This is a genomic window from Pseudomonas sp. H1_D05 (genome assembly GCF_054682705.1).
On the sequence record NZ_CP162825.1, the window covers coordinates 3,025,384 to 3,038,542 of the forward strand.

The following is a 13,159-nucleotide window of genomic DNA, read 5'->3' on the forward strand; positions in this document are numbered from 1 at the left end:
CTATGATTGGATGAAAGGGAAAATCCTATGTCAGACATTTCTCCACTCGTTAAGCGATCCCTGGTCGATCAGGCTCTGGATCAGCTTCGTCAGCGCATCAACAGCGGTGCCTGGCAGGTTGGCGAGCGTTTGCCGACCGAACCCGAGCTGTGCGCCGAGCTGGGCATCAGCCGCAATACCGTGCGCGAAGCCATGCGCGTGTTGGCGTTTTCCGGACTGATCGAGATTCGCCAGGGCGATGGCAGTTACTTGCGCGCCGTGGTCGATCCGCTCGATACGCTGAAAGCGTTGTCACGCTGCTCGCTGGATCAGGCACGGGAAACCCGGCACATTCTCGAAGTCGAGGCCATCGGCCTGGCGGCGTTGCGCCGTACCGACGAGGACCTCGTCGCCTTGCGTGAAGCGCTCGGCACCAGCGGCAGCCACTACCACGGCGATCTCGAGACCTATATCGCCTGCGATCTGGTGTTCCACCGTCGTCTGGTCGATGCCGCGCACAACCCGACCCTCAGCGAGCTTTATCGCTATTTCTCCAGCATCGTCGGCGCGCAATTGCGCCAGACCCTGAATATCGTCCCGCGCCGTCAGGAAGTGTTCGACTTGCATATCGCGTTACTCGATGCGGTCGAGCAACGCGACCCGGAACGGGCCAAAGCTTTGTCGAGGCAGTTGATCAATGAACCTTGAAACCGAGAAATCCATGTCCCGCAGTGAGCTATCCACAACCCCAAAGCGCACGGCAGAGCTTGAAGAGCTGCTGATCGACGCCGAGGCTGACGACGAGCAAGTGCAACAAAGCCATCCGCTGGTGCGCCGGCCGTGGTTGTTGCTGCTCGGCTTGATTCTGGTCGCGCTGAATTTGCGTCCGGCGCTGTCGAGCATGGCGCCGCTGCTCAGCGATGTGTCGAAAAGCCTCGGTTTGTCGGCGGCTCAGGCCGGTTTGCTGACCACACTGCCAGTGCTGTGCCTGGGATTGTTCGCCCCACTGGCACCGATTCTGGCGCGGCGTTTTGGCGCTGAACGGGTGGTGTTGGGAATTCTACTGACACTGGCCGGCGGGATTATCTTGCGCAGCAACTTCGGCGAGATCGGCCTGTTCGCTGGCAGCGTATTGGGCGGCGCGAGTATCGGCATCATCGGAGTTTTGCTGCCGGGCATCGTCAAGCGCGACTTCGCCAAACACGCCGGCACCATGACCGGCGTGTACACCATGGCGCTGTGTCTGGGCGCGGCGATGGCGGCCGGTTCCAGTGTGCCGCTGAGTGAACATTTCGGTCACAGTTGGGCGATGGGCCTGGGTTTCTGGGTGATTCCGGCGCTGGTTGCAGCGGTGTTCTGGTTGCCGCAAGTCGGGCAGAAACATGGCGCGCACAACGTTGCCTATCGCGTACGCGGACTGCTGCGTGATCCGCTGGCCTGGCAGGTGACCTTGTACATGGGCCTGCAATCGTCGCTGGCCTACATTGTGTTCGGCTGGTTGCCGTCAATCCTGATTGGTCGCGGCCTGACGCCGACCCAGGCCGGTCTGGTGTTGTCCGGTTCGGTGATCATCCAGCTCGCCAGTTCGTTGGCTGCGCCGTGGCTGGCGACGCGCGGCAAGGATCAGCGTCTGGCGATCGTCGTGGTCATGGCGCTGACTCTTGGCGGGCTGTTCGGTTGCCTGTACGCGCCGATCGAAGGCTTGTGGGGCTGGGCGATTCTGTTGGGGCTGGGGCAGGGCGGTACGTTCAGTCTGGCGTTGACATTGATTGTGCTGCGTTCGCGTGATTCGCATGTTGCGGCGAATCTGTCGAGCATGTCTCAGGGCTTCGGTTACACGTTGGCGTCGATGGGGCCGTTTGCGGTCGGCGTGGTGCATGACTGGACCGGCGGCTGGAATGCGGTGGGCTGGATCTTTGGCATTATCGGCACCGGTGCGATCATTGCTGGCCTCGGTGCCGGGCGTGCGCTGTACGTGCAAGTGCAAAGCGAAAAAATCTGACGCATAACCCTTTTTTGGGGCCAGTGATATCCAATGTGGGAGCGAGCTTGCTCGCGAAGACGGTGGTTCAGGCAAAGATCATGTTGAATGTGCCGGCCTCTTCGCGAGCAAGCTCGCTCCCACAGTTTTTGGGGCGCCTTGAAGATCTTGCATGGTATTCGGTTTACGAATGCCGATAGTGTTTCTGCGCATTGCAGATTATCGTGCTGGCACTCTGTACCTATTTTGGAGTTTGCCCATGAGCGAAGCCCACGCCGCGTTGATCACCCGCTTCTACCAGGCCTTCCAGCGCCTCGATGCCGAAGCCATGGCCGCCTGCTACACCGACGACGTCGTGTTCAGTGATCCGGCCTTCGGCGAACTGCGCGGGCGCGATGCCGGCGACATGTGGCGCATGCTCACCACTCGGGCCAAGGATTTCTCGCTGACTTTCGACAACATCCGCGCCGATGAGCGCAGCGGTGGCGCACATTGGGTCGCGACCTACCTGTTCAGCCAGACCGGCAACATCGTCATCAACGATATCCAGGCCCGCTTCGTCTTCCGTGACGGCAAGATCTGCGAACACCACGACCACTTCGATCTGTGGCGCTGGTCGCGTCAGGCCCTCGGTTTCAAAGGCCTGCTGCTGGGCTGGACACCGCTGGTGCGCAACGCCGTGCGCGCCCAGGCATTGAAGGGACTGAAGGCATTTCAGGCCGGTCGCTGATAAGATCGCCGCCTGTTTCCTACACGTCTTGATCCCGAAGTGACCAGCCTTAGCGAAAAATCTGTCGACGTCGCCGAACCCGTGAGCAAGTCCTGGTTCGTCTACCTCGTTCGCGCCGCCAATGGCTCGTTGTACTGCGGGATCAGCGACGACCCGGTGCGTCGCTTCGCCAAGCATCAAAGCGGCAAAGGTGCACGGTTCTTCCTCTCCAGCCCGGCGATGGCGCTGGTTTATACCGAGCTGTGCCGCGATAAAAGCGATGCGTTGCGCCAAGAACGGTTAATCAAAAAACTCAGGAAGAGCGCGAAGGAATGTCTGGTCGCGTCTTATCAATCTGACTGATTGGTTCCCATCAGGCAGATCTGTAGGCTGCTAAGCAAATGCGCGCTAAGCTGCCAGCTCACTATCTGAGCGGCGGAGCCGAGCATGTCCGAGTTGATTCTGCATCATTACCCGACCTCCCCATTTGCCGAGAAGGCCCGTCTGCTGCTGGGCTTCAAAGGCTTGTCGTGGCGCTCGGTGCATATCTCGCCGGTGATGCCGAAACCGGATCTGACCGCCCTGACCGGCGGCTATCGCAAGACCCCTGTGTTGCAGATTGGCGCTGACATCTACTGCGACACTTCGTTGATCGCTCGTCGTCTCGAGCAAGAGAAGGCTTTGCCAGCGTTCTTCCCCGAGGGTCAGGAGTTCACCACCGCCAGTTTCGCCACTTGGGCTGACTCGGTAGTGTTCCAGCATGCGGTGAGTCTGGTGTTCCAGCCGGAATCTGTGGCCGTGCGTTTTGCCAAGTTGCCGCCGGAAGCGATCAAAGCGTTTATTGCCGACCGCGCCGGTTTGTTCTCGGGCGGCAGTGCCACACGTCTGTCCGCCGAACAAGCCAAGCATCAGTGGCCGACGATCATGGCGCGTCTGGAGCAGCAGTTACAGCGCGAGCAAGGCGACTTCCTGTTCGGCGAGCCGTCGATTGCTGACTTCGCATTGGCGCATCCGCTGTGGTTCCTCAAGGCTACGCATGTCACGGCTCCGCTGGTGGATGAATATCCGGCTGTTTCGGCCTGGTTGAGTCGAGTACTGGGCTTTGGCCATGGCGCAGCCAGTGCGATGACGTCGGAAGAGGCGCTTGAGGTTGCACGCAACGCGACACCGGCGGCATTGCCGGATGAGCAGTTTGTTGATCCGAACGGCTTCAAGGCTGGCCAGCAGGTGGCAGTCTCGGCGACGGATTACGGGGTTGATCCGGTGGTGGGTGAGTTGCTGTTTGCCGGCAGTGAAGAGCTGATCATTCGTCGCGAAGACGAGCGTGGCGGCGTGGTGCATGTGCACTTCCCGCGATTCGGCTTCCGCATCGAAGCCCGCTGATCTCTCAAGTCTGATGCAAAACTTTGTAGGAGTGAGCCTGCTCGCGATAGCGGTGTGTCAATGGCGGATTTATCGACTGACACACCGCTATCGCGAGCAGGCTCACTCCTACAGCTTATTTCAGGGCGGCGAGGATTTCGTCCGGGTCAAAACCGCGAATCAACGTGCCATTCACGTCGATCAACGGAATCCCGCGTCCACCCAATGCCTCATACGCCTTGCGCGCCTCGGCATCCTTCTCGATATCGAACTCCTTGAACGCAATCCCTTTGCTGTCGAGAAAGCGTTTGGTCTGCTTGCAATAGCCGCACCAGTCAGTGGCGTAGAGCACGACATTGGCCTGCGCCCGTGTCTGCTCCGAGACCATCTGCGACGGGTTGAACAGCCGCTCGATCTTGCCCCAGTTCTGATAGACCACGACCACCAGCAGAACCAGAGCGACCTTCTTCAGCACATTGCCGAGCATCAGTTGCGGCGCTTCAACTGATCGGTGAGCGACGTTGGCAGGCCCTTGATCACCAAGGTGCCAGCCTCTTCGTCGTATTCGATCTTCGAACCCAGCAGGTGCGCTTCAAAGCTGATCGACAGGCCTTCGGCGCGGCCGGTGAAGCGACGGAATTGATTCAGGGTGCGTTTGTCCGCCGGGATCTCCGGCGACAAGCCGTAATCCTTGTTGCGGATGTGATCGTAAAAGGCTTTCGGACGCTCTTCGTCGATCAGCTCCGAGAGCTCTTCCAGGCCCATCGGTTCGCCGAGTTTGGCCTGACTGCTGGCGTAATCGACCAGGGTCTTGGTCTTCTCGCGGGCGGAGTCTTCCGGCAGGTCTTCGCTTTCGACGAAGTCGCTGAAAGCCTTGAGCAGCGTGCGGGTCTCGCCCGGGCCGTCGACACCTTCCTGGCAACCGATGAAGTCGCGGAAGTACTCGGAGACCTTTTTGCCGTTCTTGCCTTTGATGAACGAGATGTATTGCTTGGACTGCTTGTTGTTCTGCCACTCGGAAACGTTGATCCGCGCCGCCAGGTGTAATTGGCCGAGGTCGAGGTGACGCGAAGGGGTCACGTCCAGCTCATCGGTCACCGCCACGCCTTCGCTGTGGTGGAGCAGGGCGATGGCCAGGTAATCGGTCATGCCTTGCTGATAGTGGGCGAACAACACGTGACCGCCAACCGACAGGTTCGACTCTTCCATCAGCTTCTGCAGGTGCTCGACCGCGACTTTGCTGAACGCGGTGAAGTCCTTGCTGCCTTCCATGTATTCCTTCAGCCAGCCGCTGAACGGGAACGCGCCGGACTCCGGATGGAACAGGCCCCAGGCTTTGCCCTGTTTGGCGTTATAGCTCTCGTTGAGGTCGGCGAGCATGTTCTCGATGGCTGCAGACTCGGCCAGTTCCGTGTCACGGGCGTGCAGAACTGCGGGCGTGCCGTCGGGTTTTTTGTCGATCAGGTGGACGATGCAATGACGGATCGGCATGGGCTTCTCGGCTGTAGGAAGGGAGGAGGGCTGGCTCCCCCGAAAAAGCGCTAAGTGTACCGCAACCACTGGTTTTGGCGCGGGTTGTAGGGCAAAACCGGGGCGCGCACTGACGCATATGCAGTTTTTTACCGATTTAGCGCAATAAAGCTGACCAAATGGGTAGCTAGAGGCGGATATTTCCCCGTCTCTGTGCTAGTTTTGCCCGGTCTTACGCGAAGTCACTGCGTTAAGCGTGCAATCAGCATTTGTCAGGTCGAACCAAACCCTGATTTCGGTATCTATAACCCGACTCGTCGTGGTTATCGCCGAGGGTGCCAGATCCAGAAGATCGGGCTCGATGGCTGACACTGCACTCTGCAATCCATATGAATTTGATAGGGAAGGAACACTACATGGCTCTTACTAAAGACCAACTGATCGCCGACATCGCTGAAGCTATCGACGCGCCGAAAACCACCGCGCGTAACGCTCTGGACCAACTGGGCCAAATCGTTGCCGATCAGCTGGAAAACGGCGGCGAAATCACCTTGCCAGGTATCGGCAAGCTGAAAGTGACCGAGCGTCCTGCCCGCACTGGCCGTAACCCTTCGACTGGCGCTGCCATCGAAATCCCTGCTAAGAAAGTGATCAAGCTGGTTGTGGCCAAAGGCCTGACCGACGCTGTGAACAAGTAAGACGCAGCAATAAAAAACCGTGCACCGGAGTGATCCGGGCACGGTTTTTTTGTGCCTGCGATTTGGCAAGCACTTAGATCCCATGTGGGAGCGAGCTTGCTCGCGAAGGCAGTGTGTCAGTCAGAGTTGAATTGACTGATGCTCCCCATTCGCGAGCAAGCTCGCTCCCACAATTGATTTGTGTCCGGTGATGCGGTGTTTAGCGAACCCAGCGCTCGCGGCGCCAGATCTGCTGCTCGGACTTGGTCTGGAAGGTCCAGGCCACAAAGCGGCTCTGCTTCTGGCCCTGAGACATCTCGACGACCTGGCTTTCCAGCACCCCGGCTTTTTTCAGTGCGGTTTCGATGGCCGGCAAGTTCGAAGCTTTCGACACCAGCGTGCTGAACCACAGCACCTTGTGCTGGAAGTTGGCGCTCTCGGCGATCAGTTGCGTCACGAAACGCGCTTCACCGCCTTCACACCACAACTCCGCCGACTGACCGCCGAAGTTCAGCACCGGCAGTTTGCGTTTCGGGTCAGCCTTGCCCAGTGCGCGCCATTTGCGCTCGCTGCCCTTGGTCGCTTCGTCCATCGAGGCGTGGAACGGCGGGTTGCACATGGTCAGGTCAAAGCGCTCGCCCGGCTCCAGCAAGCCAATCAGGATGTGCTTGCGGTTTTCCTGCTGACGCAGCTGGATGACTTTGTTCAGGTCGTTGGACTGAACGATGGCTCTGGCGGCCGCCACAGCAGTCGGATCAATCTCCGAGCCGAGGAAGTGCCAGCGGTATTCGCTGTTACCGATCAGCGGATACACGCAGTTGGCGCCCATGCCGATGTCCAGCACGTTGACGATCGCGCCGCGCGGGACCTTGCCGTCGTTCATGCTCGCCAGCAAATCGGCGAGGAAGTGCACGTAATCGGCACGGCCTGGAACTGGCGGGCAGAGGTAGTCTGCCGGGATGTCCCAATGCTGGATGCCATAGAACGACTTGAGCAGCGCCCGGTTGAACACGCGCACCGCATCGGGGCTGGCGAAGTCGATGCTTTCCTTGCCGTACGGGTTGGTGATCACGAACTTCGCCAGTTCCGGCGTGGTTTTGATCAGCGCCGGGAAGTCGTAACGACCCTGATGGCGATTGCGCGGGTGCAGGCTGGCCTTTTCACGCGGCTCGACGGTCTTGGCCGGGGTCGCGGAATCAGGCTTCTTGCGCGCAGGTTTGGGTGTGCGGGGGGCGTTCATGGGCGTGATCGATTCGGGTATGGCTGAAAGTGGCGGGTATTGTCCCACATCCAGCCGCTGCGAACTCAATATCAGCAACACCACCGATCTCTGTGGGAGCGAGCTTGCTCGCGAAAGCGTCCTCTCAGTCAACATCACTTTCGCCTGACACGGCCTCTTCGCGAGCAAGCTCGCTCCCACAGGGATTGGCATTGGATGAAGGAAAGTAGGCAATAAAAAAGGCGCGTCACCCGATCGGGTGGCGCGCCTTTTTTAATGCGATTTACCAGTTACAGACTGGCAATCCGCGCGTGCTGCTCGGCCAGTTTGCCCAAGGCTTGTTCAGCCTCGGCCAGTTTGGCGCGTTCCTTCTCGATGACTTCGGCCGGGGCCTTGTCGACGAAACCGGCGTTGGACAGTTTGCCGCCAACGCGCTGGACTTCGCCCTGCAGACGCAGGATTTCCTTGTCCAGACGCGCCAGTTCAGCGCCCTTGTCGATCAGGCCGGCCATCGGCACCAGCACTTCCATCTCGCCAACCAGCGCGGTGGCGGACAGCGGCGCTTCTTCGCCAGCCGCCAGAACGGTGATCGATTCCAGGCGCGCCAGCTTCTTCAGCAGCGCTTCGTTCTCGGTCAGACGGCGCTGGTCTTCAGCGCTGACGTTCTTCAGGTAGATCGGCAGTGGCTTGCCCGGGCCAATGTTCATTTCGCCACGGATGTTACGCGTGCCGAGCATCAGTTCCTTGAGCCATTCGATGTCGTCTTCGGCAGCCGGATCGATGCGCTCTTCGTTGGCCACTGGCCACGCTTGCAGCATGATCGTTTTGCCCTGAATGCCGGCCAGCGGCGCGATGCGCTGCCAGATTTCTTCAGTGATGAACGGCATGAACGGATGCGCCAGGCGCAGTGCCACTTCCAGTACGCGAACCAGCGTACGGCGAGTGCCGCGCTGACGTTCAACCGGTGCGTTCTCGTCCCACAGCACAGGCTTGGACAGCTCTAGGTACCAGTCGCAGTACTGGTTCCAGATGAACTCGTACAGCGCTTGTGCTGCCAGGTCGAAACGGAATTGATCCAGCTGACGGGTCACTTCGGCTTCAGTGCGTTGCAGTTGCGAGATGATCCAGCGATCCGCCAGCGACAGCTCGTAGGCTTCGCCGTTCTGGCCGCAGTCCTCGCCCTTGTCCAGAACATAACGCGCGGCGTTCCAGATCTTGTTGCAGAAGTTGCGATAGCCTTCGACGCGGCCCATGTCGAACTTGATGTCGCGACCGGTCGAGGCCAGCGAGCAGAAGGTGAAGCGCAGGGCGTCGGTGCCGTAGCTGGCGATGCCGTCGGCGAACTCGTCGCGGGTCTGCTTCTCGATCTTCTTCGCCAGTTTCGGCTGCATCAGGCCGGAGGTGCGTTTCTGCACCAGTTCTTCCAGTTCGATACCGTCGATGATGTCCAGCGGATCCAGAACGTTGCCCTTGGACTTGGACATTTTCTGGCCCTGGCCATCGCGCACCAGACCGTGCACATAAACGGTCTTGAACGGCACCTGCGGAGTGCCGTCCTCGTTCTTGATCAGGTGCATGGTCAGCATGATCATCCGGGCAACCCAGAAGAAAATGATGTCGAAGCCCGTCACCAGCACGTCGGTGGAGTGGAATTTCTTCAGGAACTCGGTCTGCTCAGGCCAGCCCAGGGTGGAGAACGTCCACAGACCCGAACTGAACCAGGTGTCGAGTACGTCGTTGTCCTGCTGCAGGGCAACGTCCGGACCGAGGTTGTGCTTGGCACGCACTTCGGCTTCGTCGCGACCGACGTAGACTTTGCCCGACTCGTCGTACCAGGCCGGAATCCGGTGACCCCACCACAGCTGACGGCTGATGCACCAGTCCTGGATGTCGCGCATCCACGAGAAGTACATGTTTTCGTACTGCTTGGGCACGAACTGGATGCGGCCATCTTCAACGGCAGCAATCGCAGGCTCTGCCAGCGGTTTGGTCGACACGTACCACTGGTCGGTCAGCCACGGCTCGATGATGGTGCCGGAGCGGTCGCCTTTCGGCACTTTCAAGCCGTGGTCGTTGACGCTGACCAACAGGCCGGCGGCGTCGAACGCAGCCACGATTTGCTTGCGCGCTTCGAAACGCTCAAGGCCGGCGTACTCAGCCGGAATCGCGCCATCGATGCTGTCGTTCAGCGTACCGTCGAGGTTGAACACCTGGGCGGCTGGCAGCACGTTGGCGTTCTTGTCGAAGATGTTCAGCAGCGGCAGGTTGTGGCGCTTGCCGACTTCGTAGTCGTTGAAATCGTGGGCCGGGGTGATTTTCACGCAGCCGGTGCCGAATTCAGGATCGCAGTAATCGTCGGCGATGATCGGGATGCGGCGGCCAACCAGTGGCAGCTCGACAAACTTGCCGATCAGGCCTTGGTAGCGCTCATCGTTCGGGTTCACCGCGACGGCGGAGTCGCCGAGCATGGTTTCCGGACGGGTGGTCGCGACGATCAGGAAATCGTTGCCATCAGCGGTTTTCGCGCCGTCGGCCAGCGGGTACTTCAGGTTCCACAGGAAACCTTTCTCGTCGTGGTTTTCCACTTCGAGGTCGGAAATCGCCGTGTGCAGTTTGGTGTCCCAGTTGACCAGACGCTTGCCGCGATAGATCAGACCGTCTTCGTGCAGGCGCACGAACGCTTCTTTGACCGCTTCCGAGAGGCCGTCGTCCATGGTGAAGCGCTCGCGGCTCCAGTCGACGGACGAGCCGAGGCGGCGGATCTGACGGCTGATGTTGCCGCCGGACTGATCCTTCCACTCCCAGACCTTCTCGAGGAATTTCTCGCGGCCCAGATCGTGACGATTCTGGCCGGTGGCTTCCAGTTGACGCTCCACCAGCATTTGCGTAGCGATGCCAGCGTGGTCGGTGCCCGGCTGCCACAGGGTATTGCGACCCTGCATGCGGCGGAAACGGATCAGGGCGTCCATGATCGCATTGTTGAAACCGTGACCCATGTGCAGGCTGCCGGTGACGTTCGGCGGTGGGATCATGATGGTGTAGGAGTCGCCCGCGCCTTGCGGGGCGAAGTAGTTCTCGGACTCCCAGGTGTTGTACCAGGAAGTTTCAATGGCGTGCGGCTGGTAGGTCTTATCCATGCGCGGCGGGACCCTATTGGCATTAATTCAGGAAAAGCCGACGAGTATAGCGGGGCATGGGGCCGAGGGCGAGCGGGGCGGGCCCTGAGGGGATCTAAATGTAGGAGTGAGCCTGCTCGCGATGCAGGCGCTGCGGTTTTTCAGGAAAACCGACGTGCTGCTATCGCCAGCAGGCTGGCTCCCACAGGGGTTGGGGGGTTATTCGTATTGGCTGAGCAGCCGTTCCATGCGTGCATCGAGGCGGCGCTTGATTTCGGTTTCGATGTGCGGCGCGAAGTCGTCGATCACGTCTTGCATGATCAATTGCGCGGCGGCGCGCAGTTCGCTGTCCAGGTGGAGCAGGGCGTCCGGGCCTTTATTCGCGTGGGGCGCAGGTTGCGCGGCCGGCGCCGGAGTTGGAGCGGGTTGCGGTTCGACTGCGACTGCGGCCGGTTCGGCGCCGACAGAGTCAAACAACATCGGAATCTGTTCCTGTTCGCCATCGTCGACCGTGTCGGTCAACAGCGGTGGTTGCAGGTTGTCATCGCCGAGCAACTGGCGGATCGATTCAAGATCATCCAACAGGTGTGCGGACTTTTGTTGCGGTTTCGGAGTGTCCATTGGAATGCTCAGAGTCGCTGTAAACGGTGGTCTTGCAGAGGATAGCCCTGTTCGCGGTAGAAACGGAAACTCTCCCGCGCGGCCGCCCGAATTGTCGGATCTTCCACCACCACTTCCGCCACACGGGCGAATTTGCTGGCGAAGGCCGGGACTTTCAGGTCGAGGTTGACCAGCAAATCCTGGTGCTGACCGCAGTCATCACCCAATCCCAACACAATCAAACCGTCCGGTTCGCTGTCAGCCGGGCCATGCGGCACGAACGTTTCGCCCTTGAATGCCCACAAGCGCGCATCGAGATCGTCGCGCTGAGCGGCATCGCTGCAATGCAGGTAGATGCGATGGCCCATGCGCCAGGCTTTCTCGGTGAGCTTGCAGGCAAAGTCCAGGCGCGCCGAAGGGTCAGCGCTGGGCAGGATATAGAAGTCGACTTTGGTCATTGCGGTTCCAGAGCAGCAAGCGGCGTCACCCGAAGGTAACGCCGCCCGTCAGCGGGTTCAGGCTTTGGCGCGATCCAGCAGGTACTGGGTCAACAGAGGCACCGGACGACCGGTTGCGCCTTTGTCCTTGCCGCCGCTGGTCCATGCGGTGCCGGCGATGTCCAGGTGCGCCCAGTTGAGGTTCTTGGTGAAGCGCGACAGGAAGCACGCAGCAGTGATGGTGCCGGCTTTCGGCCCGCCAATGTTGGCGATGTCGGCGAACGGGCTGTCCAGTTGCTCCTGGTATTCGTCGAACAGCGGCAATTGCCAGGCGCGGTCGTCGGCAGTCTGGCCAGCGCTCAACAGTTGGCTGATCAGTTCGTCGTTGTTGCCCAGCAGGCCCGAGGTGTGTGCGCCCAGTGCCACGACGCAAGCGCCGGTCAGGGTGGCGATGTCGATCACCGCTTGCGGCTTGAAACGCTCGGAGTAGGTCAGCGCATCGCACAGCACCAGACGGCCTTCGGCGTCGGTGTTGAGGATTTCCACGGTCTGGCCGCTCATGGTGGTGACGATGTCGCCCGGACGCGAGGCATTGCCGCTCGGCATGTTTTCCGCGCAGGCGAGGATGCACACCAGGTTGATTGGCAGTTTCAGCTCAAGCACGGCACGCAGGGTACCGAACACGGAGGCTGCGCCGCCCATGTCGTACTTCATTTCGTCCATGCCGGCACCCGGTTTCAGGCTGATGCCGCCGGTGTCGAAGGTGATGCCTTTACCAACCAGTGCGTACGGCTTCTCGGATTTCTTCCCGCCGTTGTATTGCATGACGATCAGGCGCGGCGGCTGGGCGCTGCCCTGGCCGACGGCGTAGAACGAGCCCATGCCCAGGGCTTTGATCTTCTTCTCGTCGAGGACTTCGACTTTCAGGTCCTTGAACTCTTTGCCCAGATTCTTCGCTTGTTCACCAAGGAAGGTCGGGTGGCAGATGTTCGGCGGCAGGTTGCCCAGGTCGCGGGTGAAGGCCATGCCGTTGGCGATCGCAGTAGCGTGATTCACCGCGCGCTGCACTTCGGCCTGAGCAGCCTTGATGGTCAGCAGGGTGATTTTCTTCAGGGCGCGCGGTTCGGCTTTCTGGCTCTTGAACTGGTCGAAGGTGTATTCGCCATCCACCAGGGTTTCTGCCAACAGACGGGTTTTGCCGTAGCTGTCGCGGTTTTTGACAATGATTTCATCCAGTGCCAACACGGCGTCGCTGCCGCCCAGACCTTTCAGTGTGTTGAGAATGCCGGCAACGATTTTACGGAATGGACGGTCGCCCAGTTCCTCATCCTTGCCCACGCCGACCAGCAACACGCGCTCGGCTTTCAGGTTCGGCAGGCTGTGCAGCAGCAGGCTTTGACCGACTTTACCAGCCAGATCGCCACGCTTGAGGACGGCGCTGATCGCGCCACCGCTCAGTTCGTCGACCTGTTTGGCGGCGACACCGAGTTTGCGGCCTTCGCCGACGGCAACCACCAGGGTGGCGGTTTTCAACGTTTCTGGGCTAACGCTTTTTACAACCAGTTCCATGTCCGGATCCCTGAATGAATGGTCAACACGCAGGCGTTCG

Annotated in this window: 13 protein-coding genes; 6 read left to right on the forward strand and 7 right to left on the reverse strand. The window is 60.1% G+C overall.

Annotated elements, in window-relative coordinates; genetic code table 11:
• The first annotated feature begins 27 nt into the window (after positions 1-27).
• The 5 genes from AB4O11_RS13520 (at position 28) to AB4O11_RS13540 (ending at position 4,052) form a co-directional block, all read left to right on the forward strand.
• Complete coding sequence (locus AB4O11_RS13520; RefSeq protein WP_460130903.1) at positions 28-687, forward strand: FadR/GntR family transcriptional regulator; 660 nt, start codon at positions 28-30, stop codon at positions 685-687.
• A complete protein-coding gene (locus tag AB4O11_RS13525) occupies positions 677-1,981 on the forward strand; it encodes a CynX/NimT family MFS transporter (RefSeq protein ID WP_093436962.1) in 1,305 nt (434 codons plus the stop codon). The genes AB4O11_RS13520 and AB4O11_RS13525 overlap by 11 nt, the downstream gene beginning before the upstream one ends.
• Before the next feature lie 238 nt (positions 1,982-2,219).
• Positions 2,220-2,690, forward strand: coding sequence for a nuclear transport factor 2 family protein (locus AB4O11_RS13530; RefSeq protein WP_331694817.1), 471 nt, complete (start codon positions 2,220-2,222; stop codon positions 2,688-2,690).
• A gap of 39 nt (positions 2,691-2,729) precedes the next feature.
• Positions 2,730-3,032, forward strand: coding sequence for a GIY-YIG nuclease family protein (locus tag AB4O11_RS13535; protein ID WP_008083651.1), 303 nt, complete (start codon positions 2,730-2,732; stop codon positions 3,030-3,032).
• 84 nt (positions 3,033-3,116) lie between these two features.
• Positions 3,117-4,052, forward strand: a complete 936-nt coding sequence (locus AB4O11_RS13540; protein ID WP_099758067.1) for a glutathione S-transferase family protein — start codon at positions 3,117-3,119, stop codon at positions 4,050-4,052.
• Between the two features lie 115 nt (positions 4,053-4,167).
• Here AB4O11_RS13540 and AB4O11_RS13545 read toward each other — a convergent pair whose 3' ends face one another.
• Together AB4O11_RS13545 and yejK are read right to left on the reverse strand one after the other, a co-directional pair.
• Positions 4,168-4,518, reverse strand: a complete 351-nt coding sequence (locus tag AB4O11_RS13545) for a glutaredoxin family protein (protein ID WP_093436950.1) — start codon at positions 4,516-4,518, stop codon at positions 4,168-4,170.
• Complete coding sequence (gene yejK, locus AB4O11_RS13550) at positions 4,518-5,522, reverse strand: nucleoid-associated protein YejK (RefSeq protein WP_095050956.1); 1,005 nt, start codon at positions 5,520-5,522, stop codon at positions 4,518-4,520. The genes AB4O11_RS13545 and yejK overlap by 1 nt, the downstream gene beginning before the upstream one ends.
• 395 nt (positions 5,523-5,917) lie before the next feature.
• Between yejK and AB4O11_RS13555 the strand changes: the two genes are divergently transcribed.
• Positions 5,918-6,199: an HU family DNA-binding protein gene (locus AB4O11_RS13555; RefSeq protein WP_003221909.1), complete on the forward strand. Its 282-nt coding sequence runs from the start codon at positions 5,918-5,920 to the stop codon at positions 6,197-6,199.
• 199 nt (positions 6,200-6,398) lie between these two features.
• Here AB4O11_RS13555 and rlmF read toward each other — a convergent pair whose 3' ends face one another.
• The 5 genes from rlmF to AB4O11_RS13580 form a co-directional block, all read right to left on the reverse strand.
• Complete coding sequence (gene rlmF / locus AB4O11_RS13560) at positions 6,399-7,418, reverse strand: 23S rRNA (adenine(1618)-N(6))-methyltransferase RlmF (protein WP_095119373.1); 1,020 nt, start codon at positions 7,416-7,418, stop codon at positions 6,399-6,401.
• Between the two features lie 269 nt (positions 7,419-7,687).
• Positions 7,688-10,534, reverse strand: a complete 2,847-nt coding sequence (locus AB4O11_RS13565) for a valine--tRNA ligase (RefSeq protein ID WP_460089943.1) — start codon at positions 10,532-10,534, stop codon at positions 7,688-7,690.
• Positions 10,535-10,732: 198 nt separating this feature from the next.
• Positions 10,733-11,134 carry a DNA polymerase III subunit chi gene (locus tag AB4O11_RS13570; RefSeq protein WP_099758071.1) on the reverse strand — a complete coding sequence of 134 codons (402 nt, stop codon included), beginning with the start codon at positions 11,132-11,134 and terminating at the stop codon, positions 10,733-10,735.
• Between the two features lie 8 nt (positions 11,135-11,142).
• Entirely contained in the window at positions 11,143-11,571 is a 429-nt protein-coding gene (locus AB4O11_RS13575) for a DNA polymerase III subunit chi (protein WP_007909049.1), read from the reverse strand.
• A gap of 57 nt (positions 11,572-11,628) precedes the next feature.
• Entirely contained in the window at positions 11,629-13,119 is a 1,491-nt protein-coding gene (locus AB4O11_RS13580; protein ID WP_257357055.1) for a leucyl aminopeptidase, read from the reverse strand.
• Between the last annotated feature and the right edge of the window lie 40 nt (positions 13,120-13,159).

Bases quoted from the DNA above. Each gene is read 5' to 3' on its own strand.
- AB4O11_RS13520 (WP_460130903.1), top strand. From the start codon at position 28: ATGTCAGACATTTCTCCACTCGTTAAGCGATCCCTGGTCGATCAGGCT.
- AB4O11_RS13525 (WP_093436962.1), top strand. From the start codon at position 677: ATGAACCTTGAAACCGAGAAATCCATGTCCCGCAGTGAGCTATCCACA.
- AB4O11_RS13530 (WP_331694817.1), top strand. From the start codon at position 2,220: ATGAGCGAAGCCCACGCCGCGTTGATCACCCGCTTCTACCAGGCCTTC.
- AB4O11_RS13540 (WP_099758067.1), top strand. From the start codon at position 3,117: ATGTCCGAGTTGATTCTGCATCATTACCCGACCTCCCCATTTGCCGAG.
- AB4O11_RS13545 (WP_093436950.1), bottom strand. From the start codon at position 4,518: ATGCTCGGCAATGTGCTGAAGAAGGTCGCTCTGGTTCTGCTGGTGGTC.
- yejK (WP_095050956.1), bottom strand. From the start codon at position 5,522: ATGCCGATCCGTCATTGCATCGTCCACCTGATCGACAAAAAACCCGAC.
- AB4O11_RS13555 (WP_003221909.1), top strand. From the start codon at position 5,918: ATGGCTCTTACTAAAGACCAACTGATCGCCGACATCGCTGAAGCTATC.
- rlmF (WP_095119373.1), bottom strand. From the start codon at position 7,418: ATGAACGCCCCCCGCACACCCAAACCTGCGCGCAAGAAGCCTGATTCC.
- AB4O11_RS13565 (WP_460089943.1), bottom strand. From the start codon at position 10,534: ATGGATAAGACCTACCAGCCGCACGCCATTGAAACTTCCTGGTACAAC.
- AB4O11_RS13570 (WP_099758071.1), bottom strand. From the start codon at position 11,134: ATGGACACTCCGAAACCGCAACAAAAGTCCGCACACCTGTTGGATGAT.
- AB4O11_RS13575 (WP_007909049.1), bottom strand. From the start codon at position 11,571: ATGACCAAAGTCGACTTCTATATCCTGCCCAGCGCTGACCCTTCGGCG.
- AB4O11_RS13580 (WP_257357055.1), bottom strand. From the start codon at position 13,119: ATGGAACTGGTTGTAAAAAGCGTTAGCCCAGAAACGTTGAAAACCGCC.